Annotated in this window: 26 protein-coding genes and 1 pseudogene; 10 read left to right on the top strand and 17 right to left on the bottom strand. The window is 63.6% G+C overall.

From position 1 onward, the window contains the following. Nucleotides 1–247 precede the first annotated feature (247 nt). Both X730_RS162190 and X730_RS162195 read right to left on the bottom strand, forming a co-directional pair. Complete coding sequence (locus tag X730_RS162190; protein WP_023825419.1) at nucleotides 248–1,606, bottom strand: tyrosine-type recombinase/integrase; 1,359 nt, start codon at nucleotides 1,604–1,606, stop codon at nucleotides 248–250. Nucleotides 1,607–1,928: 322 nt separating this feature from the next. After that, nucleotides 1,929–2,567, bottom strand: coding sequence for a 2-dehydro-3-deoxy-phosphogluconate aldolase (locus tag X730_RS162195; RefSeq protein WP_023817276.1), 639 nt, complete (start codon nucleotides 2,565–2,567; stop codon nucleotides 1,929–1,931). 174 nt (nucleotides 2,568–2,741) lie between these two features. On the opposite strand from X730_RS162195, the gene X730_RS162200 reads away from it, so the two are divergent. Next, nucleotides 2,742–3,668: a rhodanese-related sulfurtransferase gene (locus tag X730_RS162200; RefSeq protein WP_023817277.1), complete on the top strand. Its 927-nt coding sequence runs from the start codon at nucleotides 2,742–2,744 to the stop codon at nucleotides 3,666–3,668. Nucleotides 3,669–3,691: 23 nt separating this feature from the next. On the opposite strand, the gene X730_RS162205 is transcribed toward X730_RS162200, so the two are convergent. Then, complete coding sequence (locus X730_RS162205) at nucleotides 3,692–4,054, bottom strand: nuclear transport factor 2 family protein (protein ID WP_023817278.1); 363 nt, start codon at nucleotides 4,052–4,054, stop codon at nucleotides 3,692–3,694. A gap of 124 nt (nucleotides 4,055–4,178) precedes the next feature. Between X730_RS162205 and X730_RS01000000164115 the strand changes: the two are divergent. After that, nucleotides 4,179–5,135: pseudogene (locus X730_RS01000000164115) on the top strand (DUF533 domain-containing protein). 208 nt (nucleotides 5,136–5,343) lie between these two features. Continuing rightward, entirely contained in the window at nucleotides 5,344–6,105 is a 762-nt protein-coding gene (locus X730_RS162210) for an SDR family oxidoreductase (protein ID WP_023710952.1), read from the top strand. 12 nt (nucleotides 6,106–6,117) lie between these two features. Here the strand turns inward: X730_RS162210 and X730_RS162215 are convergent, their stop codons facing one another. Then, nucleotides 6,118–7,302, bottom strand: a complete 1,185-nt coding sequence (locus X730_RS162215) for a pyridoxal phosphate-dependent aminotransferase (RefSeq protein ID WP_023714028.1) — start codon at nucleotides 7,300–7,302, stop codon at nucleotides 6,118–6,120. A gap of 83 nt (nucleotides 7,303–7,385) precedes the next feature. Between X730_RS162215 and X730_RS162220 the strand changes: the two genes are divergently transcribed. Genes X730_RS162220 through denD form a run of 4 tightly spaced genes read left to right on the top strand, consistent with a single transcriptional unit; the run spans nucleotide 7,386 to nucleotide 10,320 of the window. Then, nucleotides 7,386–8,072: a GNAT family protein gene (locus tag X730_RS162220; protein ID WP_023701049.1), complete on the top strand. Its 687-nt coding sequence runs from the start codon at nucleotides 7,386–7,388 to the stop codon at nucleotides 8,070–8,072. Between the two features lie 15 nt (nucleotides 8,073–8,087). Further along, the gene (locus X730_RS162225; RefSeq protein ID WP_023714027.1) at nucleotides 8,088–9,059 is read left to right on the top strand and encodes a cation diffusion facilitator family transporter; all 972 of its coding nucleotides are present in this window, start codon (nucleotides 8,088–8,090) and stop codon (nucleotides 9,057–9,059) included. Nucleotides 9,060–9,117: 58 nt separating this feature from the next. Further along, nucleotides 9,118–9,324 (top strand): hypothetical protein, encoded by a 207-nt coding sequence (locus tag X730_RS162230; RefSeq protein WP_023701051.1) that lies wholly within the window; start codon nucleotides 9,118–9,120, stop codon nucleotides 9,322–9,324. A 12-nt stretch (nucleotides 9,325–9,336) separates the two neighbouring features. Next, nucleotides 9,337–10,320: a D-erythronate dehydrogenase gene (gene denD / locus X730_RS162235; RefSeq protein ID WP_023714026.1), complete on the top strand. Its 984-nt coding sequence runs from the start codon at nucleotides 9,337–9,339 to the stop codon at nucleotides 10,318–10,320. Nucleotides 10,321–10,330: 10 nt separating this feature from the next. Here denD and X730_RS162240 read toward each other — a convergent pair whose 3' ends face one another. The 4 genes from X730_RS162240 to X730_RS162255 all read right to left on the bottom strand — a co-directional run bounded on the left by X730_RS162240 (nucleotide 10,331) and on the right by X730_RS162255 (nucleotide 14,365). Beyond that, nucleotides 10,331–11,509 carry a nickel/cobalt transporter gene (locus tag X730_RS162240; protein ID WP_023825418.1) on the bottom strand — a complete coding sequence of 393 codons (1,179 nt, stop codon included), beginning with the start codon at nucleotides 11,507–11,509 and terminating at the stop codon, nucleotides 10,331–10,333. Further along, complete coding sequence (locus X730_RS162245) at nucleotides 11,506–12,174, bottom strand: DUF1007 family protein (protein WP_023671926.1); 669 nt, start codon at nucleotides 12,172–12,174, stop codon at nucleotides 11,506–11,508. Before X730_RS162245 ends, X730_RS162240 begins: the two co-directional genes overlap by 4 nt. A gap of 89 nt (nucleotides 12,175–12,263) precedes the next feature. Beyond that, nucleotides 12,264–13,163, bottom strand: a complete 900-nt coding sequence (locus tag X730_RS162250) for a LysR family transcriptional regulator (protein WP_023686387.1) — start codon at nucleotides 13,161–13,163, stop codon at nucleotides 12,264–12,266. 2 nt (nucleotides 13,164–13,165) lie between these two features. After that, nucleotides 13,166–14,365: an amidase gene (locus tag X730_RS162255; protein ID WP_023825417.1), complete on the bottom strand. Its 1,200-nt coding sequence runs from the start codon at nucleotides 14,363–14,365 to the stop codon at nucleotides 13,166–13,168. A gap of 539 nt (nucleotides 14,366–14,904) precedes the next feature. Here X730_RS162255 and odc2 point away from each other — a divergent pair. Next, the gene (odc2, locus tag X730_RS162260; protein WP_023671923.1) at nucleotides 14,905–16,038 is read left to right on the top strand and encodes an ornithine/lysine decarboxylase; all 1,134 of its coding nucleotides are present in this window, start codon (nucleotides 14,905–14,907) and stop codon (nucleotides 16,036–16,038) included. Nucleotides 16,039–16,182: 144 nt separating this feature from the next. Beyond that, on the top strand, nucleotides 16,183–16,725 hold the full coding sequence (locus X730_RS162265) for an N-acetyltransferase (protein WP_023804728.1): 543 nt from the start codon (nucleotides 16,183–16,185) through the stop codon (nucleotides 16,723–16,725). 72 nt (nucleotides 16,726–16,797) lie between these two features. Here the strand turns inward: X730_RS162265 and X730_RS162270 are convergent, their stop codons facing one another. The 8 genes from X730_RS162270 to flhA form a co-directional block, all read right to left on the bottom strand. Continuing rightward, nucleotides 16,798–17,082, bottom strand: coding sequence for an SCP2 sterol-binding domain-containing protein (locus X730_RS162270; protein ID WP_023825415.1), 285 nt, complete (start codon nucleotides 17,080–17,082; stop codon nucleotides 16,798–16,800). A 195-nt stretch (nucleotides 17,083–17,277) separates the two neighbouring features. Continuing rightward, complete coding sequence (locus X730_RS162275) at nucleotides 17,278–17,826, bottom strand: hypothetical protein (protein WP_023683275.1); 549 nt, start codon at nucleotides 17,824–17,826, stop codon at nucleotides 17,278–17,280. Between the two features lie 28 nt (nucleotides 17,827–17,854). Beyond that, entirely contained in the window at nucleotides 17,855–18,271 is a 417-nt protein-coding gene (locus X730_RS162280; RefSeq protein ID WP_023671919.1) for a hypothetical protein, read from the bottom strand. Nucleotides 18,272–18,284: 13 nt separating this feature from the next. Continuing rightward, nucleotides 18,285–18,857, bottom strand: a complete 573-nt coding sequence (locus tag X730_RS162285; RefSeq protein WP_023671918.1) for a rod-binding protein — start codon at nucleotides 18,855–18,857, stop codon at nucleotides 18,285–18,287. A gap of 89 nt (nucleotides 18,858–18,946) precedes the next feature. After that, a complete protein-coding gene (locus X730_RS1000000168445) occupies nucleotides 18,947–19,081 on the bottom strand; it encodes a hypothetical protein (RefSeq protein WP_023691742.1) in 135 nt (44 codons plus the stop codon). Nucleotides 19,082–19,148: 67 nt separating this feature from the next. Next, nucleotides 19,149–19,532: a hypothetical protein gene (locus X730_RS162290; protein ID WP_023755016.1), complete on the bottom strand. Its 384-nt coding sequence runs from the start codon at nucleotides 19,530–19,532 to the stop codon at nucleotides 19,149–19,151. 1 nt (nucleotide 19,533) lies between these two features. Continuing rightward, entirely contained in the window at nucleotides 19,534–20,286 is a 753-nt protein-coding gene (gene fliR, locus X730_RS162295) for a flagellar biosynthetic protein FliR (protein WP_023691740.1), read from the bottom strand. Then, on the bottom strand, nucleotides 20,283–22,370 hold the full coding sequence (gene flhA / locus X730_RS162300; RefSeq protein ID WP_023671908.1) for a flagellar biosynthesis protein FlhA: 2,088 nt from the start codon (nucleotides 22,368–22,370) through the stop codon (nucleotides 20,283–20,285). Before flhA ends, fliR begins: the two co-directional genes overlap by 4 nt. A 123-nt stretch (nucleotides 22,371–22,493) precedes the next feature. Between flhA and X730_RS162305 the strand changes: the two genes are divergently transcribed. Then, nucleotides 22,494–22,793, top strand: a complete 300-nt coding sequence (locus tag X730_RS162305; RefSeq protein ID WP_023755015.1) for a putative quinol monooxygenase — start codon at nucleotides 22,494–22,496, stop codon at nucleotides 22,791–22,793. A gap of 39 nt (nucleotides 22,794–22,832) precedes the next feature. Here the strand turns inward: X730_RS162305 and X730_RS1000000167315 are convergent, their stop codons facing one another. Then, nucleotides 22,833–23,144: a hypothetical protein gene (locus X730_RS1000000167315; RefSeq protein WP_155922379.1), complete on the bottom strand. Its 312-nt coding sequence runs from the start codon at nucleotides 23,142–23,144 to the stop codon at nucleotides 22,833–22,835. Between the last annotated feature and the right edge of the window lie 62 nt (nucleotides 23,145–23,206).

The following is a 23,206-nucleotide window of genomic DNA, read 5'->3' as shown; positions in this document are numbered from 1 at the left end:
GTAAAGCTGCGAGCCGCCTTGGATAGTAGATAGTTAAGGCTACGGGCGCGTTACGATTGCGCGTAGAACAGAACGAGCACCACAAGCGCGGCGACCCCCTAGCGCTCCGATGGCGACGATGGCACCTACGCCCACCAGCCACGTGGCGACGTCGCCCAGCCAGCCCTGGGGGCTTGTCGTCGTGTCTTCGTCTTCAGCGCGCTCGCCTAATCTGAAAGGAAATCACGTTTGGTCATTGTGCACGGTTTTATCTTGTGTTGGTTGCGTTGAGCGGCACAACTTTCGCGTCAACGTCCTGCGGCACCAGCGACACGACCGCGGCGCGTGCCATGTCTTCCAACCCGTCCACGATCCAGCGGCCGTAGTGCCGTTCGATCATGGCCACACTCGTATCGTGCAGAGCCGCGACCAGCCTGATCGGCAGGTTGGCCCTGATGCCGCGCACGATGCTGGAGTGCCGCATGCTGTACATGATCACAGCGGGCATGCCGGCCTGCGCCCTGATCGCCTTCCATGCCTGAGCGACATCTGACGACGTCTGCCACGGGCCGCGGCCGGCCCGCTCCCATTTGATGCCGCCGGAAGGCTGCCGATACTGCCAGCGTTCTAGCAGCGTAGCGTCGGGAGCTCGGCCCGTCACGATCGGGCGTAGGGCCTCGATCACGGCCGCCTCGACCGGCACGGCGATTGAGCCCGACTTTCCCTTGCCCTTCCGCGAGCTCGGTACCATCAGGCGCCCTTCTTTCAGCTGGGCGTCGCGCACCCTCATCCTGCTAATCTGGCTGAAGCGGGCACCGGTGGCGTTCAGCACCAGCACCAGCCTGTAGAGATCGCCGTCCCAGCCAAGCTCGTCGTCCACCTGGCGCGCCGCCACGAGCAGTCGCACGACCTGGCTATCGGCCAGAATCTGGTTCTCTCTTGCTACATCGGCGCTGTCATCGGCATCGACGTCGGACTTCAGCCCGGAACCGACGAGCAGTGCCGCCGGCATGAGCTTGCGCTCGCTGTGCAGCGCGGCCTTGAGGTCGTTCGACAGGCGGCGCTTGGTCGTCTCGGCCAACGACGCCGGCAAGCCAGCGCGCCATGCTTTGAGGTCATCTTCTGTCAGCGATGCCATCGCCACGCCGGCTAGCGGCTCGGCCGGGACGGCCTCTGAGCTGCCTCGCTTGCCTTGGCCGAGCACATAGCGATGCAGCCGGCGGCTGGCGTCCGAGCGGACAGCTCGGCCCCTACGGCGGGTGTCGCGGGCATCGCGATTTGCAACGTAGGCGGTGACGACGTCGCCGACGGTGCGCGGCGCCGCGTCGGCTGTCGACGGCGTCTCGACGGTAGCGGCGAACGCCCGAGCCGCAGCCTGCGCCTGCCAGAAGTCCAGAATCGACGCGCCGTCTGCGTCGCGGGCGTCATCGGCGATGCCGACCTTCTGCACGAGGTAGTCCTGGTCTCCGAGATAGGCCCTTGCGACCCACACCCCGCCTGTTTTGCCCTTACGGTAGCCGACGTGCAGGCCGGGGCCGATCGCCTTGTAGTAGGGCTTGCCCTGCGCCTTGAGCTTGGCCCTTGCCGCCCTGCTTTCCAGCTGCGCGTCTCTTACCCGTTTGGCCATTGTCGCGCTCCCTTGTCCAACGTTTGTCCAATATACGCACTTGGACAGGGATAAACAAGTCCGCGCACAGCTGCCTAAAGACCAAGGCCTACCTGGATTTGGTTGGATCAGGCTGGACAAAGCTGGTTTGGTTTTAAGCCCTTTGAAGGCGTGAATCGTGGTTCGAGCCCATGAGCGGGAACCAAAATCTCAACGCGTAGCAAACCCGGTCGGCGCAGCTGGCGGGTTTTTGTGCCGAGTGCAATTCCGGGAACACTGTGATTTTCCCGGAAAAGCGCGGAGCGCTTCCCTTGGGAATTGCGCAAAGACAAAGTAGCGGAGGTTATTTTCCGAGCTTGCTCGCGGTCTGTGCGAGCGCCTCGATCTCATCCCACTTGCCGGCCTTGACCAACTCGTCCGGCGCCACCCACGAGCCGCCGACGCAGATAACGTTGGACAGGCTGAGATAGTCGGCGGCGTTCTTGGCCGAGATGCCGCCGGTCGGGCAGAATTTCACGTCGGCCAGCGGCGAGGCAAAGGCCTTCAGCGAGGCGATGCCGCCGGATTGTTCGGCCGGGAAGAATTTCAGGAACCGCAGGCCGGCCTCGCGGGCAGCCATGATCTCGCCGGGCGTGATGGCGCCGGGCAGCAAGGGAACGTCGCTGTCCTTGGTCGCCGCCAGCAACTCTCGCGTGATGCCGGGGCTGACGATGAATTTCGATCCGGCGGCCGCTGCCTCGTCGAACTGCTTGGCATCGAGAATTGTGCCGGCGCCGACAATGGCGCCCTCGACCTCACCGGCGACGCGGCGGATCGCTTCCAGCGCATCGGCGGTTCTCAGCGTGATCTCGATCGCCGGCAGGCCGCCGGCGGCGAGCGCCCGGGCGAGCGGGACGGCGTCCGCGACATTGGCGATCTTCAGCACCGGAATGACCGGCTGGCCATTGAGCAGCGACAGGAGCTTTTCGGTCTTGCTGGGCATTGGCTTGTCTCTCCCTAGGTGATTTCAACCGATTAGCAGAAGGCCGATTCCGAGTCCACGAAACCCGGCCTGCCGCGATGTCACATGTCGGCCAACGAGCCTGCTGGCGAATACCGACAAGGTGTCTTTAGCTCTGCCTTGAATCCGCTTTGACCACGGTTTAGTGGCTTGGCGATGACCAACCGTGAACCCGTGCGCGTCGCTGCGCTCTACAAATTTGCGAGGCTGGGCGACTTCGACGCGCTGCGAGAATTGCGCACGCCGCTTGCCGCCTTCTGCTGCGGGCGCGGCATCAAGGGCACATTGCTTCTGGCGCAGGAAGGTATCAACGGCACGGTCGCCGGCAGCGAAACCGACATAGCCGACCTGATCGCTTATCTCGAGGCCATCGAGGGTCTTGCCGATCTCGAGGTCAAATACAGCACTGCCGCCGAAATGCCGTTCCATCGCATGAAGGTGCGGCTGAAGCGCGAGATCGTCACCATGGGCGTCGAAGACCTCGACCCGGCGACGGGTGCGGGGACCTATGTCGCGCCGGCCGACTGGAACGCGCTGATCTCGGACCCCGGCACCATCGTCATCGACACACGCAACGCGTACGAAGTGTCGATAGGCACGTTCGAGGGTGCGGTGGATCCACGCACGTCGAGCTTTCGCGAATTCCCGGCCTGGGTGGAAAAACACCGCGACCAACTCGACGGCCGCAAGGTCGCGATGTTCTGCACCGGCGGCATCCGCTGCGAAAAGGCGACGGCCTATGTGAAGTCGCTCGGCTTCGAGGATGTGTTCCATCTCAAGGGCGGCATCCTCAGATATCTTGAAGAGGTCCCGGCCGAAGACAGCCTGTGGCAGGGCGAGTGTTTCGTCTTCGACGAGCGGGTCTCGGTGTCGCATGGGTTGACCGAAGGCGAGGCCGAACTCTGCCGCGCCTGCCGGCATCCGCTGACGCCGGAGGACCGGCTGTCGCCGCATTTTTCCACCGGCGTGTCATGCCCGCATTGTTACGAGGCACGCTCGGATGAGGATCGCACCCGCTATGCCGAGCGCCAGCGCCAGGTCGAACTTGCGCAGGCGCGGGGCAGGGGACATATCGGCAGTTAAGTGCCGCCGACGCCCTGACTGGATCACCACACGACAGAATAGCGGTCGATCACCCACAGCCATGTGCCGTCGGCCTGCCGGCGCGCGACCTCTGAGGTTATCGAGCCGTCGGCAAGCCTGGTCGACGTCAACGCGAGGTCGCCGTTAATGGCCGCCGGGCGCTGCTCGCCGCGCTGGAACTTTCGTCCGCTCGCGGCAAAGGCTTCGAGCAAAGCGCGGATCGCCTCGTGGCCACGCGTCAATTCGGCTGCTCCGGTGTCGATGGCGGCATCGGGTTGGAACAGCGCCACCATGCCGTCAATGTCTCCGGCCCACTGCCGGTCGATCAACAAACGTTCCAGATCCTGCGGATCGCGCGCCGGTTCCCGGCCAGGTTGATCGGTCACGGCAAGGTTCCTCCCTCGGCAATGCGGCGGCGACATTAGCGCAAGCCGAGGCCGGTATCGACACACCGATCACCGATTTGGGGCATTGCCGGCGCCGATAGCAAAGCGCGTCTCCGTCATTGTAATGTCAGTGTGCGGGACCTACCTCTGCAACGTCCAAAACCTGCCCGTTCACGTTTGGCGCGGGCCCTTTTCTGGAGGCACCATGTTCGACCCCAAGAAGCTTCTCGACAATCTGCTCGGCTCGCAAGTTCCCGGCACAACCGGCACCGTTCGCGACAAGGCCGGGCAGGCTGTGCAGATGGCCAAGGACAATCCGCTGGCCGCCGGTGCGCTGGCTGCGGTGCTGCTTGGAACCGGCACGGGACGGCAGTTCACCGGCACGGCCGTGAAGCTCGGCGGACTGGCTGCGATCGGCGGTCTCGCCTACAAGGCCTACCAGAATTACAAGGCCGGCAATGCACCCGAGCAGGCGCCGGCGGCCGGCCAGCCGGAATTGCTGCCGCCGCCCGCCGACACCGGCTTTCATCCTTCACAGGCGCCACAGGGGGAGGACGAGTTCACGCTGACCCTGGTGCGGGCGATGATCTCGGCGGCCAAGGCCGATGGCCATGTCGATGACGCGGAGCGCCAAAAGATCGCCGGCAAGCTCAGTCTGGCCGGCATCGGCACGGAAGCGGAAAAGTTTCTGATGGCGGAGCTGGACAGCCCGCTNGCTGGTCGCCGGCGCCAAGACCGATGAGCAGAGGCTCGAGCTCTACACGGCGTCGCGACTGACGATTGACCCCGATACGCGCGCCGAACGCGGCTATCTCGACCTGCTCGCCGGCCGGCTCGGCCTGCCGGATGCGCTCGTCGATCATGTCGAGGCGACGGTGTCGGCGGCCAAGGTGCCGGTTCCGTCAGGCACGGCGCCGAACCCGCGCTGGTAGACAACGCAGCCGCGCGCCTGGGGCAGGGGGGCCGAGGCCGGAAAAATGCGTTAACGTCTCGTTTACCGAGGAAGCGCATGATTTTAGTCAGTCGGATCGGCTTTTCCTCCTCCCAAGCCCGGTTCAGATCAGGGGGCGGTCGCCAATGACCGCCCTTTTTGTTGGACCGATCACATAAAGCGCGTGGCGCTTCATGTTTTTGTCCTGATGCATGTCGTTCTCTTAGAACCGGGGCCACTTTTGAGCGACATGCATTAGTGTCCGGCTTGCCATGATCGCCCTCATTTGCGATGGGTCGGTGCATTCGGATGCACCCCGATCTGTGCCGGGGATGCGCGGCGCGCAGGAGCAAAATCCATGACAGCCCTCACAGAGAAAACCGCCATCGTCACCGGCGCCGGCACCGGCATCGGCAAGAGCGTCGCCACGGCGCTGCTCAAGGCGGGCTGGAACACGGTGTTTTGCGGCCGCCGCAAAGCGGTGCTCGACGCCGCCATTACCGAAGCCGGGAAAGCGGACGCCAAGGCGCTGGCAGTTGCCTGCGACATCAGCAAGGCCGGCGAAGTCGATGATCTGTTCGAGACGGTGGCCGCAGCCTTCGGCCGCGTCGACCTGCTCTTCAACAATGCCGGCATGAGCTACAAGTCGACGCCGATCGACGAGATACCGGTCGAGGTTTGGAACGATATTGTCGGCGTCAATCTCACCGGATCCTTCCTGTGCGCCCGCGCCGCCTTCGGCGCCATGCGCAAGCAAAAGCCGATGGGCGGCCGCATCATCAACAATGGCTCTGTGTCGGCCTATGCGCCACGGCCGGGCTCGGTGCCCTACACCGCGACCAAGCACGCCATATCGGGGCTGACCAAGACGCTGGCGCTCGACGGCCGGCCCTATGATATCGCCTGCGGCCAGATCGACATAGGCAACGCGCTGACCGATATGGCGCATGCCATGACGGTCGGCGTGCCGCAAGCCAATGGCACCATCGCCGCCGAAGCGGTGATGGACGTCCAGCGCGTCGCCGACGCCGTCGTCCACATGGCCAGCCTGCCGCTCGACGCCAACGTGCTGTTCATGACGGTGATGGCGACCAAGATGCCGTTCGTGGGGCGTGGGTGAACAGCCGAAGGCCTACTTCTTCAAAAACGCCTCGATCCGCTCCAGCGCGTGCAAGATGTTCTCTTCGGAATTGGCGTAGGAAAGCCTGATGTAGCCTTCGCCGAGAATGCCGAAATCGGGGCCGCCGATCAGCGCCACGCCGGCCTCCTCGAGCAGTGCCGAGGCGAGCTTCTTGGCCTTCCAGCCGGTCTTCGAAACATTCGGGAAGGCATAGAATGCGCCTTTCGGCGTAATGCAGGAGACGCCGGGCAGCGCGTTCAGCCCCTCGACCACGATCTTCCTGCGGTTGTCGAAGGCGCGCATCATCTTGTCGACATCGTCCTGCGGGCCGTCGATGGCGGCGATGCCGGCGAACTGGCTCGGCGCGTTGACGCAGGACCAGCAATTGACCGCCAGCTTGCGGACCTTGTCGTAGAGATGCCCGCCCTTGTCGCCATTCGGCCAGATCGACCAGCCCATGCGCCAGCCGGTCATCGCCCATGTCTTCGACCAGCCGTTGAGCACGATCAGCCGGTCGCGAATTTCCGGAAAATTGAGCAGCGAAAAATGCGTCTCGCCGTCATAGGTCATGACGTCGTAGATTTCGTCGGAGAGGATAGCGACCTGCGGATGCGCTTGCAGCCCATCCACCAACTTCTCGATCTCGGCGCGCGGCGTGACGCCGCCGGTCGGGTTGGCCGGTGAGTTGAGGATTAGCAGTCTGGTCTTCGACGTGATCAGCGCCAGCGTCTCTTCTGCCGAGAAGGCAAAGCCGTTCTCCTCGCGGATCGGCACCGGAATGGGCGCGGCGCCGGTGAACTCGATCATCGAGCGGTAGATCGGAAAGCCTGGGTCTGGATAGAGGATCTCGGCGCCGGGTTCGCCGAACATCAAGATGGCCGCGAACATGGTCGGCTTGCCGCCGGGCAGGATCATTACATTCTCGGGCGAGACTTCGACGCCGGTAGTGGTCAGCGTGCGCCGCACCACCGCTTCGCGCGTCGCCAGCAGGCCATTGGCCGGGGTGTAGCCATGGTGGCCGTCGCGCAGCGCCTTGATCGCGGCCTCGACAATGTGCTGCGGCGTTTTGAAGTCGGGCTGGCCGATGCCGAGATTGACGATGTCGCGGCCCTGTTGAGCCAGTGCAGTGGCGCGCGCCAGCACGGCAAAGGCGTTTTCCTCGCCGAGACGGTCGAAGGCCGAAATCGTGTGGAGCATTTTTCCCGTCCGTGTGGTTCTTGCTGTTAGCTCGCGTTTTTGTGAGCGTCTGCTCACAAAAGTCAAACGGATTGGAGTTTTGCGTGTCGGAAAATCTCAAAGATTGGCAAGCGCGTCCGCGGCCCGAGCGCAAGCCCATTGACGGCCGCTATGTCCGGCTCGAACCGCTGAGCGCCGAAAAGCACGGCGATGGGTTGTACGAGGCGTCGTCCGTGCCCGACATCGATGGACGCTTTGCCTGGCTGCCCGACTACCCGCCGCAAACCCGCGCCGATTTCCAGCCATGGCTGGACAAGGTCGAGGCGAGCGAGGATCCGCTGTTCTTCACCGTCATCGACAAGGCCAGCGGCAAGGTCGCCGGGCGACAGACGCTGATGCGCATCGATCCCACCTATGGCGTCATCGAGATCGGCAACATCTATTGGGGGCCGCTGATCTCGCGCAAGCCGGCAGCGACCGAGGCGCAGTTCCTGTTCATGAAGTATATTTTCGACGGGCTCGGCTATCGCCGCTACGAGTGGAAATGCAACAACCGCAACGAGCCGTCAAAGCGCGCGGCGGAACGGTTCGGCTTCAAGTTCGAGGGCATTTTCCGCCAGCATCTTGTGGTCAAGGGTGAAAACCGCGATACCGCATGGTACTCGATCATCGACAAGGAATGGCCGGCGCTGCGCAAAGCCTATGAGGCATGGCTCGATCCCGCCAATTTCGATGGCGAAGGCCGGCAGAAGCGGCGGCTCGAGGATTTCCGCGCCGAGTTCGGCGCGTAACAGGAGTTTTTTCCGATGGCGCACAGCCATGATCATGGTTCGCATGCTGGGCATGGCGCCGGCCACGTGCATGGCTCGACCGACAAGAAGCGTGTGCTGATCGCAGCCTGCCTGACCGCCGGCTTCATGGTGGCCGAAGTGCTTGGCGGCCTTTTGACGGGATCACTGGCGCTGCTGGCCGACGCCGGCCACATGCTCGCCGACTCGATCGCGCTTGGCCTTGCCTGGTACGCCTTCCATCTTGGCGGACGGCCGGCGACAGTGCGCCTGACCTATGGTTTCGGCCGGGTCAAGACGCTGGTCGCCTACACCAACGGCATCGCCATCTTCGCCATTGCTTTGTGGATCGTCTACGAAGCCTGGGGCCGGCTGATGACGCCGGCGCCGGTGCTGGGCGGGCCGATGCTGGTGGTGGCGATCGCCGGCCTTCTGGTAAACTTCGCCTCGTTCTTCGTGCTGCATGGCGGCGACCACGACAGCCTCAACATGCGCGGCGCCATCCTGCATGTGCTGGGCGACCTGCTCGGTTCGGCGGCGGCGATCGTGGCGGCGCTGGTCATCCTGGCCACCGGCTGGACGCCGATCGACCCGATTCTGTCGGTGCTGGTTTCGGTGCTGATCCTGTCCACCGCATGGTCGTTGATGCGCGAAGCCGCCCACGTCCTTCTCGAAGGCGTACCGGCAAGCCTCGACCGCGACCTCATCGCCAAGGACATTGCCGGCACCGTCAACGGCGTGCGCGAAGTGCATCACATGCATGTCTGGTCGCTCGACGGGTCCAGCAACATGGCGACGCTGCATGCCTGCCTCAACGATGGCGTCGATCCGCACCAGGCGGTCAGCGCCATCAAGAAGCGGCTCGCCGCCGAACACGGCATCAGCCACGCCACGGTTGAACCGGAATTCGGCCAGTGCGCCGACAGCCGTGACGAGCACGATCATGACCACGACCATGGTGCGCCACCGCATCACGGCCATTATCACTGACAGGGAATTTCATGGCATTGGCATCCGAGTTGACGAGTTCCCGCTGTGGTGGGACCGCATGATGGACCGCGACACGCGAAACGCGCTGATTGCCGCAGCCTGGATCATGCTGCTGTTCGGCATCGCGGCGTTCTATTTGCCGACCGTGATGCTGGCCGTCGGCAATGTCTCGACCGTACTTGCCGGCATCGTCGGCATCGCCTTCGTGCTGGCATTTTTTCTGGTGTTCTGGTTGCGGGGCCGCAACCAGAACAAGGGCAAATAAGAGGCTTTCGAAATGCGCATCCTGATTACTGGCGCCGCCGGCATGGTCGGCCGCAAACTTGTCGACCGGCTGGCCAAGGACGGCACGCTCAACGGCCGCAAGATCACCGGGCTCGACCTGCACGACATCGTGCCGCCGCAAGCGCCGGCGATGGATGGCGTCAGCATCGCCACGCATACGGGCGACCTTGCCGACGCCGGTGCTGCCGAGAGCCTGGTCGCCTCACGCCCCGACGTCATGTTCCATCTCGCCGGCATCGTGTCGGGCGAGGCGGAGGCGAATTTCGATCTCGGCTACCGCGTCAACCTCGACGGCACACGGGCGCTGTTCGACGCCGTGCGGCTGGCAGACTTTGCGCCGCGCCTCGTCTTCACCTCGTCGATCGCGGTGTTCGGCGCGCCGTTCCCCGATGTCATCCCGGACGACTTTCATCCGACGCCGCTGACCTCCTACGGCACGCAGAAGCAGATGAGCGAAGCGCTGCTGGCCGACTATTCCAGGCGCGGCTTCTTCGACGGCATCGGCATAAGGCTGCCGACCATCTGCGTGCGGCCCGGCAAGCCGAACAAGGCGGCGTCAGGGTTCTTCTCCGGCATCATCCGCGAGCCGCTGAGCGGCCACGAGGCGATCCTGCCGGTGCCGCGCTCGGTGCTGCACACCCATGCCAGCCCGCGCTCTGCGGTCGGTTTCCTGATCCATGCCGCCGGGCTCGACGGTGCCGCTGTCGGGCCGCGCCGCAACCTCACCATGCCCGGCGTTGCCGTCACCGTCGGCGAGCAGATCGAGGCGCTGGAGCGCACTGCAGGCGCCGAGGTGGCGAGCCTGATCCGTGAGGAGCCCGACGAGACGATCTGGGCGATCGTCAAGGGTTGGCCGACGCGCTTCGAGGCGCGCCGTGCAAGGGACCTCGGCTTCAGCGCCGAAAACAGTTTCGATGAAATCATCCGCGCTCATATCGAGGATGAGCTGGGCGGAATGATCGCGGGTCAGGCCTGACCCGCCGAGGTCACACAGCTCCGGACAGGCACGCCGACAACAGCAACAGCCCGAACAGGAAGACGAACGCGGCGCCGCCGATTTCGACGACTGTGTGGATACGGTTGCCCATGCGGCCATCGCCGGCGAAATAGACCGCCCAGTTCTTGGCTGTCACCGCGATCGTCGCCAGCGCCGAGACTGTGATGGCGGTGCCGATCGACATCGCCAGCACCGAGAGCAGGCCGCCGAGCCACAGGCCGTTGAGCAGCGCGAAGCTGAGCACAATCAGCGCGCCGGAGCAGGGACGGATGCCGACGGCGGCTACTGCCGACCAGGCCGTGCGCCAGTCGAAGCGATCGCCCGACAGCAGCGCCGGATCGGGCGCATGCGAATGGCCGCATGTGTCGCAGACCTCGCCGGCTGGGTGATCGTGAGCGGCGTGATCGTGATGGGCGTGGTCGTGATGGGAATGATCGTGCGTGTCGTCGTAGTGCGCTGCGTGATGATCATGCGAATGGTCGTGATGCACATGCAAGGCGTGCGAATGCGCCTGCGCCGCGTGGCTGTGACCGGCATGCGAATGGCCGCTATGGGAATGACCGGCGTGGGCTGCCGACAGGCTGTAGGCGGGCGCCCTGCCGAACCAGCGCTGGACCGTTGGCCCAAGCTTGCGCCACAGCAGCCAGGCGCCGAACAGAGTGACGAAGACATAGCTCATGATCTCCATGAACCAGGCTGCGTCGGTCATCGAGATGGCGGTGCCGCGCAGGACGAAATAGGCAAGCAGCATCACCAGGATCGCGGTCAGGCCCTGCAGCAGCGCCGAGACGAAGGACAGCAGGATACCGCGCCTGAGCGCCACTTCATTGGCCACCATGTAGGACGAGATGACCGCCTTGCCGTGGCCGGGGCCTGCGGCGTGGAAAATACCATAGGCGAAGGACAGGCCGATCAGCAGCCACATCTTGCTGCCGTCCTCGCGCATCGCCTTCATCGCGGTGGCCAGTGCGCGGTAGAATTCCTGCTGGCGCAGATTGATCCACATCAGGATGTGGGCGAACGGGCCGGTGGTGGGCGCCATGCCGTCATTGACACCGATGCCGAGTGAACTCTGGGCATGGGCCTGCCCGAGAAAGTGCGTCATCAGCAGGGCAGCGGCCACGAGGCCGAATGCCAAACGCAGGGACGTTTTCATCACCGGATCTATCCTTCTGGCGGGCAATTCAGTTCGAGCTTGGTGGCGAAGATCTTGCTCATGTCGGTGCCTGTCGGGTCGTTGAAGAACGCGTCCGTCAGGGTCTTCTGGTTTTCCTTGATCGCCTCGTCTGGATCCGGCCGGATGACGCTCTTGGTGCAGTTCGAGGGCAGGCCTTCCACGGTGATGTTGCTATCCTCGGTGAAGTCGATCGCTGTGTAGAAGGTTGGATCGTAGACGCCGAAATCGATCTTGCCGGCGAGCTTGATCGGCACCTTGGGTTCGGATTCGAACAGGATGATCAACTGGTCGTTGTCGAAATTGGCCATCAGATGCGGTGGCGGCGTCATAGGCACGTCCTTGCCGTCGACGGTGACGAGCTGGAAATAGTTGAATTCGGCCAGCGAGGCATGAACGGTGTCGGCGACATCCTTCAGCTCCTTGTCGTCAAGCTTCAGGTCGGAGTTCTTGTCGAACTCCATCATCACCGTACTCGAAAACAGATCATCGAAACGCCAGAGGTGACGCAGCGCTTTCACACTTTGGTGATCCGGCGAGAGGATCACGTCGAGGCGGGCCTCGGCGAAGACATGAGGATGCGCGCCAGCCGCTCCGACGGAGGCAAAAGTCGTCGCCAGGGCCGAAGCCAGCATGATTGCGTGCCGTTTCAGATGCATTCTCGGTCGCTGTTCCATCGGCCTCGGAGAGATTTCGAGAGGTTACCAGAAACGGGGCGAAATTGGGACCGCGGCACGGCAGGACCGGCTCAAGCGCTCTCGCGGTTCCTGAACCATTGCACCAGGAAATCGACGAAGACACGGACCTTGGCCGGCAGATAGCGGCGGTGCGGGTAGACGGCGAAAATGCCGCTGCCCGACTGGATGCGGTCGTCGAGCAAGGACACCAGCAGCCCGGATGCGAGGTCGGGCGCGGCGATGAAATCCGGCAGGATGGTGAAGCCCAGACCGGACACGGCGGCGGCTCGCGCGGCCATCGGGCTGTTGACCTCGATCGGACCCGATACGTTGACACTGACTGACTCCTCGCCATCGCCCCTGAAGCGCCAGTTGGCGAGCGAGCGGCCATTGGTGTCGACGATGCAGGGCAAGTTGGCGAGATCCTGCGGGCGCGTCGGCTTGCCGTGCTTGGCGATCAGCTCCGGCGAGGCGCAAAGCTTGATCGAAAACGGCCCCAGGCGGCGGGCGATCAGCGATGAGTTCTCCAGGCGCGAGATGCGCACGGCAAGATCGAAACCTTCCTCGACCAGATCGACAAAACGGTCGTCGAGATGGATGTCGAGCACGATGTCGGGATGCTGTTTGGCGAAGTCGATGAGCGACTGGCCAATCGGCGCATCGGCGAAGGTGCGCGCCGCCGACAGCTTGATCCTGCCGCGCACGTCGCCGGAGGATTCGCGCACGGCGTCGGCCAGGCTGTCGACCTCGCGCACGATTTCCGAAGCGCGGCTGTAATAGGTATGGCCGGCCTCGGTCAACGAGAACTGCCGCGTGGTGCGGTTGAGCAGCAGCGCGCCGAGTTCGTCCTCGAGTTCGCGCACATATTTCGACAGCAGCGCCTTGGAGCGACCGATCTTGCGCGCGGCCGCCGAAAAGCCTTCGGCCTCGACGACGTCGATGAAGGCGCGCATGCGGGTCAGTGTATCCATCATCAGGCCTTTCGTGCCGCATCGAGAATTCGCCGGCCGAGCCGTATCAGGGCAATGTCGCTGCCGGGAGGGCCGAGCAGCGAGAGGCCGAAAGGGGCACCGTCAACCGAGCCCAGCGGCAGGGTGATTTGCGGGAAGCCTGAAAGACCCGAAAGGCACAAAAGATGCAAGGCCCTTTCGCGGTAGGCCTGGAGCTGCTGCGGCTCGCTTTTGACCAGAGGTGCGGGGCCTGGAACGGTGGGCAGGACAAGAAACCCGTCCTGGCCGAGCAGCGCGGCTAGCTCGGAGCGGAACGTCAAGCGGCGCACCGCCTCGGCCCGCGCGGTCTTTTCGTCGATTGTCCGGCCGAAACCAAAGCGCTCCTCGACGCCCGGCCCGAGATCGCGCTCGCCCGAAATGATCCAGGCGCCATGCTGCTGCCAGGCCTCGGCGGCCTGGAGGCGGCGAAAGCACCAGTAGAGCTCGTCGGGGAAGGAGGCGAAGCTGTATTCCACCGGCGCCGGCTCGCCGACAAGGCCGGCCGCCAGCGCTCTCATCCCGGCGTATTCGGCTGCCTCGGCCGGGCCGGCGACGAAGGCGTCCAGCCAGCGGATCGACAGCGGCCGGTTGAGCGGATGCTGGTGCGGGTCGCGGCCAAGCAGCAATTTGCCGATCGTCTCATAGGTTTCGATGTCGTCGGCGAACCAGCCGAATGTGTCGAAGCTCGGCGCCAGCTTCATCGTGCCTTCGAGCGAAATGCGGCCATGCGTGGTGCGCAGCCCGATCAATCCGCAAAAGCTCGCCGGGGCGCGGATCGAGCCGCCGGTGTCGGAGCCGGTGGCGATGTCGGCAAGCTTGCCGGCCACCGCCGCGGCCGATCCGGAGGACGAGCCGCCGGTGACGCGGTCGGGGGCAGCCGGGTTCACCGGAAACGGAAAATGCGCGTTCTGGCCCATCAGCGAGAAGGCGAACTCGTCGGTCTGCGTCTTGCCGATGAAGCGCGCGCCGGCGTCGAGAATCACCTGCACGGCCGGTGCCGTGCTGGACGCGGCATGCGCCTCGTCGAACTTCACCGGATTGCCGCAACCGGTGCGGTAGCCGGCGACGTCGTAAATGTCCTTTACCGCCAGCCTGAGCCCTGCCAGCGGGCCCAGTTCCGCATTGGCCACCGGCATGCGACGAAGGTCGAGGAAGGCGTTGAGCGGGCCGTGCGTGCCTGTCATCGTTCGATATCCGTATACGGTTGGCGAAGCATTGTTCGATGGCAGGAATTTTACAACCTGGGATACGATTTTTATTGATTGTGAAATCTTTCGACCCTATATCGCGCTTGCCCAAAGTCGCACGTGCCTGTGGGTGTCCGCCGATCCTCGAATGGTGAGGGAAATCGGTAAGGTAACTGGAGCTAACCCCTCCAGTCGGTCTAGCGGCCAACCGCCAGCCCGAGGACACCTTGAAGCAACGACGGTGCGGGCCTTTCTGGTGTTCTGCCGGTCGTCCAAAGACCGGGGTTACTGAAGAGGCACACCTTCATTGCCGGCAGTGCGGACGGGTCTCCCATCCAAGCCAAGGCAGACAAAGCGAACCGAGGCCGGGCAAGGCCAAGGTTCACCGCCGCGAGACGGCGTTTCATGGTTCCGGGGTCTCCACCGGCTGGTTCCATGAATTTCCGTCCCGCCTTTGTTTGACCGCGCGTCGCGAGGCCGAGAGCCCGCGTCCGCAGCCTTATTGCGCGCCGCAAGGCGTTAATGGAGAGACCCCGATGGCCACCCAGCGCATCCTCGACTTCCTCGCCACCCGACGTCCGTCCGGCCCCTGCCTCGTCGTCGACCTCGATGTCGTGCGCGACAATTTTCGCGCCTTCGAAAAGGCGCTGCCCGATTCCCGGATCTACTATGCGGTGAAAGCAAATCCGGCGCCGGAAATCCTGCGCCTGCTTGCTGCGATGGGCTCGTCCTTCGACACCGCTTCCGTTGCCGAGGTCGAGATGGCGATGGACGCCGGTGCGCCGGCGGACCGTATCTCCTTCGGCAACACTATCAAGAAGGAGCGTGACATTGCACGCGCCTACCAGCTCGGCATTCGGCTGTTTGCCGTCGACTGCGTCGAGGAAGTCGACAAGATCGCCCGCGTCGCTCCCGGCGCGCGCGTGTTTTGCCGCGTTTTGACCGATGGCGAAGGCGCCGAGTGGCCGCTGTCGCGCAAGTTCGGCTGCGTGCCGGCGATGGCCGTCGATGTGCTGCGCCACGCCAGGACGCTCGGCCTCGACGCCTATGGCGTGTCGTTCCATGTCGGCTCGCAGCAGACCGACCTGACGGCGTGGGACCGTGCGCTGGCCGACGCCAAGAAGGTGTTCGCCACGCTCGCCGACGAAGGCATCGTCCTCAAGATGGTCAATATGGGCGGCGGTTTCCCGACGCGCTATCTGCGTGACGTGCCGGCGGCCCAGGCCTATGGCCAGGCGATCTTCTCGGCGCTGCGCAAGCATTTCGGCAATGCGATCCCTGAGACCATCATCGAGCCGGGTCGCGGCATGGTCGGCAATGCCGGCGTCATCAAGTCGGAAGTCGTGCTGATCTCGAAGAAGGCCGAAAACGACAATGTGCGCTGGGTGTTCCTCGACATCGGCAAGTTCGGCGGTCTGGCCGAGACGATGGACGAGGCGATCCGCTATCCGATCGTCACCCGCCATGACGGTTCGGAGACCGCACCTTGCGTGCTCGCCGGCCCGACCTGCGATTCGGCCGACGTGATGTACGAGAAGACGCCGTATCCGCTGCCTCTGTCGCTGACCATCGGCGACGATGTGCTGATCGAAGGCACCGGCGCCTACACGACCACCTACTCGGCGGTCGCCTTCAACGGCTTCGAGCCTCTCCGATCCTACGTGATCTGACGGCTTCGGCCTTCAGATCACCCCAGGCGGACGTTTGCGTCCGCCCGGGTTCGCCTGTGGAACAAGCTCCGCTCGTGAAGGATCGCGGAAATGGACATTGTAAATTACATTGACGGCATTGGATTCTCCCCGCTCGAGGGGGAGATGGCCGGCGCCATTCCCATCGTCGCCGAAACTGCGGCAGACATTGCATCGCGTGAAGCGTTGCTCGATCGCGCCATGGGGCCGATGCGGCGCAAGAAATCGTCGGAGAAGCTGCGGCGTGGCCGCCGGCCTTCCGAAGGCCTCGCTTTTATCGTGCGCGATGCAGCCGGCGCGGTTGCTGGTACGGTGCGGCTGTGGGACGTGCGTCTGGGCGAGGGTGGCCCGGGAGCACTTCTGCTCGGACCGCTCGCCGTCGATCCGGCGCTGAAGAACGCCGGCATCGGCTCGGCGCTGATGCGCCATGCTTTGGCCGAGGCCGCGCGTCTCGGCCATGCCGCGGTGCTGCTGGTCGGCGATGTGCCTTACTATGGCCGCTTCGGCTTCTCGGCGGAGAAGACCGGCGCGCTCGCCATGCCTGGTCCGTACGAGCGGCACCGCCTGCTGGCGCTGGAACTGATCGATGGTGCGCTCGACGGCGCGCATGGCACGCTGAAGGCTGCAGGTCGCAAGCTCAAGGCACAGAGGCTGTCGCTGGCCGCCTGATTGTCCAAAAACAAACGCCGCCGCCGGTCCCTTGCATTTCAGCGAGGGCGGCATTTTGTTTTTGCGAAGGGCTCAGCCGATCAGTTGGCTGAGCGCCATGGCGACCGACATATCGCCTTCGACCTTTATCTTGCCGGACATGAACGCCATGGTCGGGTTGAGGTCGCCGGCGATCAGCGAATCCAGATCGTCGAGCGACAGCTTTATGGTGCAGTCGGTCGGCGCATCGGTGTTTGAGACGGTCGCGCCGTCGATGACGATGACGCCGTTGCTGCCGGTATCGAACTTCACGGAATGTTCGAACCCGGCGCTCGCCACGCGCGACCTCATCTTCTCGGCAATGTCCTGAACGTTCATGACTGTTCTCCTGGTCTCGTTGCGTTTTGCCGCGCTTCAGTGACCGGCCTCCGCCGAAGTCACTGTCTCGCGCGTACCGCGATCCTGGTCGCTTGGCGCATATAGCTTCGAGTTGACGTAAACGTCAACGCGCGATGCGTCATCTCGTTTCAGTCGGAAGGAATGCGGCAGAGAACATTCGCCCTGCGACGAAGGTTAGTGTTCAGCAGCGGGCTTCGCCGCCTCGGCCTGGGCCGATTCCGCCGGGGCCGGTTCGGTCGGCGTGGCCGGATCCTTGCGGCGGCGCATGGCGTTGTCGCGGATTTCGTCCTTGGTCAGGAAGTTGACCTGGTCGATCAGCACTTCATGCACCAGGTCGGCGCCGACGCGGGCGTTGACGGTGTCGCGTATGGCCTTGCGGAAGGCATCGAGATCGATGGTTTCCTTCTTGGTGAAGTCGATCTGAGGATTGGAGTAGAGATAGGAATAGACCTGATCGGTCATCAGCGCTTCGGCCGGGATCGACATCTTCTTTATCTCGGCCGGCTCGACCGTGTAGACGAGCTTGGTGAGGAAATAGCCGTCGATCTTGGAATCGCGGATCAGCGGCACCGAGATGATGTCGGTCTTGACGTAGTCGAGGCCACCCAGCATCGGTTTCGGCGTCTCGCCGACACCGCGCTCACCGGCCGCCTGGAACGAATAGAACACCGCGCCAAGCGTGGCGGCGCAGATCCAGATCGCGGCGGCGATGAATTTGATCACCGGTTGTTCCCGCCTGTTGCCGAGATCATCAGCTCGCCCAACCGAATTCACCGGCCGAATAGGTGCCGTCGGCTTCGGCGCGCTGAATGGCGTTCTTCAACAGCGTGGCGACTTCGTTGACCGCGTTGAGGTGGGCGAGGATTGCAGCCTCGTTTTTCGCGAGCTTCTGGCGCAGCCGCGCCAGACTGTCGCGATGCTGTTCCAGGAATTCGATCTCGTTGGCGCCCTTCATGGCGCGGGTCAGCTCATAGAGGTAGCGGCTCTTGCGGGCGTTGGAGGCCTTGAGGTCATAGCTGGTGTCGTTCTTCAAACCGGCCGTCTCTTCCTCGACCGCTTCCTCGATGCGGCCGATGATGGCGGCAAGGTTGCCCGGCCGTGCAAACGGGATCGGCGCTTCGGACGTACGCGCCGGCAGGTTGGAAGAGTATTTTGAAAAATCGGCCATTGAAAATCCTGGTCTAGATCTTGATTTCGGTTTTGATGGTCGTCTCGTCGCCGGTCATCGACCGTGCGGCCTTGCGCTGCAATTCCTCGACCAGCGAGGTGGACAGCCGGGTCTGCTGGTCGATCTCGGTCTTGTGCGGCCCGGTTGACACCGGACCGATCGGCACGGTGCGCTTGCCGTCCTTGTAGTGGTCGGCGAGCAGCGATTTGGCGATGCCGATCCCGCCGCGCTCGGCCATGACGTCGGCGACACGCTCGGCAAGCTGCGATTTCCACATGTCGCCGGCCAGCCCCTTGCCGTAGACGCCCTCGGTGTCCTTGGGCAGCATGTTTTGGATGAAGGTCTGCAAGACCATCGCCTCGAACTTCTTGAACTTGCTGGCGGGATCGGCATTTGCGGCGGCCTTGTCGGCGGTAGCGCGCGACAGGATCGAGCCGGCATCGACCGAAGCAGCCATGTCGACAGAAAAATTACCGCCAACGCCGTTGGCCCGCTTGGCCAGCGCGGCACGGGCAGCCTCGATATCCGCCGGATCGACGGCTCGGGCAACATCGAGAACGATGTCACTGGGTGGAGAAATCGCCAAGAAAGTCCGCCTCTTTGCCGGGTTTCCTGAGCGACCATGCCGCAACAAGCTTGTGGCAGGCTTGCCGGCTCGAAATCCTTCGCCGGATGCTAGGCCATTGCTATCAGCAGCGGCAACTCCGGCTGGGTCGATGCGATCTGGTCGTTTGCGGTGGGCGCTGCCGGCGTCGCCATGGTCAGATCGTAGGTGGCGTAGGCGCAGAGGCCGAACACGGCGCCGTACACCCAACACAGCCCGCCGCACGGAACGAAACCGAACGCCGTCCGCAGGTGACCCGGCTCTAACTTCCGATTATTCCTGCCCTCGCCTCTGCGCGATCAGATCGAGCCGGTCGCGGTCGGAGCGTTCGCGTTCGTCCTGTCGGCGCACGTCCTTGTAGGCACGTTCGACCATGTTGGTGCGCGCCGTCGCAGTGGCGATGAGCGTGATCTCCTGCCTGGCGCTTTCCAGGCTCGCTTCCTGCCGGACCAGCGCATTGGCGATGCGGCGATGGTAGAGGTCAGGGAACAGCACCGCCATCGACTGGTCGGCGTCGAAATGCTGGACAAGTTCCCTGGCCTCGGTTTCGGCGGTTGCCGCTGCCGCCAGGAAGGCCGCATGGCGCGTCTCGTGCAGGGCCTTCAGCTGCTCCTGCACCTTGACCAGTTTCTTCAGCCGTTCCTTGCGCGTGCTCATCTCACCTCGCCAGCGTCAGATCGACAAAGCCGTCGACGAACAGCGACAGCATGGTGCCGATGGCGAAGTAGAAGATGATCATGCCGCCGGCGATGACGAAAGGCAGTGAGATGAAGTAGACCGGAATCTGCGGCGTCAGCTTGTTGACGAAGCCGATCGTCAAATTGACCAGGATGGCATAGGCGATGAACGGGCTGCCGAGCCGGATGACCAGGAAGAAGGCGTCCGACACCGTGTCGGTGAGATCGACCAGGGCGGCCTGCGGATTGAAGAAGACGTTGACCGGCGCCACCGTGTAGGAGGCGACCAGAGCGCGGATGATCTCGTGGTCGAAATCGAAGACGAAGAGCAGCAGCAACGCTGAAAACGAGATGATGGCGGCGAGGGCCGCCTGCGGCTCTGGCTCCTCGATGGCGGGGCCGCCGGTGCCGCCATAGCCGATCAGCATGGCGATGGCCGAACCCATGAAGCGCAGCGCCTCCATGTAGAGCCTCGTCATCGCGCCGATCAGCCCGCCGACCAAAAGTTCGGAGATGATCATCGGCGCCAGCACCTGCGGACGCGCATCGACGAAGGGAAAGATCTTGTCCCACAGGAAGGCGAGCAGGCCACCGGTGGCGGCGATCGACACGAACAGCCGGACCTGGACCGGCACGCGGGCGCTGGACAGGCCCGGCATCAGCATGAAGCAGGCGCCGATGCGACAGAAGGCGAGGAAGGCGGCGATGACGACGCCTTGCGACAGTATGTTCACGAGATCGTCCCGAGCACCTTGATCTCGACGCCCTTGGCGATTTCGACATGGGAGAGAACGGGAAGCGTCGTGAACAGGCGCTCGATGATCATGCGCACATAGGGGCGAGCATCGGGCGCGGTGACGAGGACAAAACGCTCGCCGGCCTCGAGATGCTTGCGGATCGCCTTGGTCGCGTCCTGGCCGAATTCCTCCAGCTGGCGCGGGTCGATGTCGAATTCGCGCACCTCGCCCTTGGCGTCGCGCTTGAGGCTCTGGTGGAAGGCGAGGTCCCAGCGGTTGCCGAGGCGCAGCACCTTGAGCATGCCGCCCTCGGAGAGATCGCCGCAGATCTGCTGGGCCATGCGGATGCGGACATGCTCGACGATCTGCTCGGTGCGGCGCACATGCGGCGCGATCTCGGCGATAGCCTCGATGATCAAATGCAGGTTGCGGATCGATACGCGTTCGGCCAGCAGCAATTTCAGCACCGCCTGCAGGCCGGGATAGGAGATGTGCGAGGTGCAGATCTCGTCGGCGAGCTTGCGGTATTCCGGATCCTGGCGCTCGAGCAGCGCCTTCATGTCCTTGTAGGACAGAAGCTGCGGCAGGTTGTTGCGGATCACCTCGGACAAATGGGTGAGCAGCACCGACATGTTGTCGGCAAAGGTATAGTTCTCGCGCTTCAGATCCTCGGCGAAGGTTTCGAGCACCGAGAAGGCGCGCATGCCGAAGGCCGGCTCGCGGATTTCCTCGCCGGGAACGTCGGGCAAATCCCGGTTGCCGAGCAGCACCATGATCTCGCCGACGCGCATCTGGTATTCGGCGACGACGGTGCCGTGGACCTTGATCTGATAGCTTTTCGGCGGGATGCCGAAATCGTCAGCGACGCGCACTTCCGGCACGACGAAGCCATATTGCGTGGCAAATTTCTTGCGCATCTTGGCCATGCGGAACACCAGTTCCTGATGCGACACCAGCAGCCGCGTCGACAGCTGTTTGCCAATCAGAAGCTCGATCTCGGCGGTGGTCAGCGAAGCCTTGACCGAGTTCTTCTCTTCCTCGACCTTGTTCGCCTTCTCCAGATCCTTGATCGCTTCGGCGGCGGCAGCCTCTCGGTTGGCGCGCATCGGGATGACGTAGCCAAGGCCGGCCATGCCGGCGGCCAGCGTGAAGAACGGGAAGAACGGCAGGCCGGGCATCAGGCCGAGCAGGACGAGCAGCGAGGCCGCGACATAGAGCGCGCGCGGATGCGCACCGAGCTGGCCGAACACCGCCTGGTTGGTCGAGCCGCGCGTGCCGCCCTTGGACACAAGCAGGCCGGCGGCGAGCGAAACGATAAGCGCCGGGATCTGGGTGACGAGGCCGTCGCCGACCGACAGTTTGATGAAGACATCGGCGGCTTCGCCCATGCCCATGCCGTGCCTGATGTAACCGATGGCGATGCCGCCGACGATGTTGATGGCGGTGATGATAAGGCCGGCAATGGCGTCGCCGCGGACGAATTTCGAGGCGCCGTCCATCGAGCCGAAGAAGGAGGATTCCTCTTCCAGCTCGCGGCGGCGCAGTTGCGCTGTCTTGTCGTCGATCATGCCGGCGGACAGGTCGGCGTCGATCGACATCTGCTTGCCGGGGATGGCGTCGAGGGTGAAGCGGGCGCCGACTTCGGCAATACGGGTGGCGCCTTTGGTGATGACGATGAAGTTGACCACAATCAGGATCATGAAGACGATCAGGCCGATGACGAAATCGCTGGCCATCACAAGTTTGGAGAAGCCGGCGATGACATAGCCGGCGGCGTGCGTGCCCTCATTGCCGTGCGACAGGATCATGCGCGTGGTGGCGATGTTGAGCGATAGCCGTAGCATGGTGGCGATCAGCAGCACGGTCGGGAAGGACGAGAAATCGAGCGGCCGCTGGATCCACAGCGCCACCATCAGGATCAGCACCGACAGTGCGATCGAGAAGGCGAGGCCGATGTCGATGAGGAAGGCCGGGATCGGCAGGAACAGCACGGCCAGGATGATGACGATGCCGATGGCGAAGAAGACATCGCGGCCGTTCTTGGCCACTGTTCCTGTCGCTAAGCTTTCGCTGACGGCCATATCGTCCCCAATCACAAGCCTGCCGAGCACGCGACAGCCCTTCGAGCCTAACCGGTCAAGCTTGCGCGAGGGTGGGAGGACTGGTTACTTGCCAGGACGACAGAGGCCTTGAGGAGAGAGATCATGCTGGTGATCATCGGCACCATTCGCCTGCCTGCGCAACGGCTCGACGAGGCAAGGCCGGCCATGCGGCGCATGATACTGGGCAGCCGTGCGGAGCCCGGCTGCATCGAATACTCCTACGCGCAGGACGTGCTCGACGCCGGGCTCATCCATGTAACCGAGGTGTGGAGCGACAGGGCCGCGCTCGACGCGCATTTCCGCTCGCCTCACATCGCCGATTGGCGGGCGAGCTGGGCATCGCTCGGCATAGGCGAGCGCAACCTCATGCTCTATGAGGCCGGCGAGCCGAAGCCGATCTGAGGACCGGGCACAGTCAAGAAGGCGTGGGCCCAAGAAAGTCTAGCAGGCGTTGACCTGTCTGCAGGACCATCCGCCGCCATCGGTATCGTGGCAGTCTTCATAGCTGCCGTAGCAGGTGTTCGTCGAATTGCGATACCAAGGGTAGCCGCCAGGACAGCAAACATCTTGTTGTGCAGTCTGGATAAATTCCTTTGCCGGCCGGCTTTGGTTTTCCGGATTGCCTCCCGCCAAAAGAGACATCGGGTGCGACACAACAGACCCAAACGGCATATCCATGCTTGAATTGCTCACCGCAGACGAGCTCAAAAAAATCATGCCAACAGCTAATGAAAAAAGTCCCCGCGCACTCATCTTCTCCTCCTTGAGGGACGGGCAAAAATAACACAGCTGCGTCGATTGCGTAAGCGACCGCT

This window comes from Mesorhizobium sp. L103C131B0 (assembly GCF_000502275.1).
Taxonomy (GTDB): domain Bacteria; phylum Pseudomonadota; class Alphaproteobacteria; order Rhizobiales; family Rhizobiaceae; genus Mesorhizobium.
The sequence above is the reverse complement of the archived record's forward strand: the minus strand, read 5'-3'. Positions and strand labels throughout refer to the sequence as shown.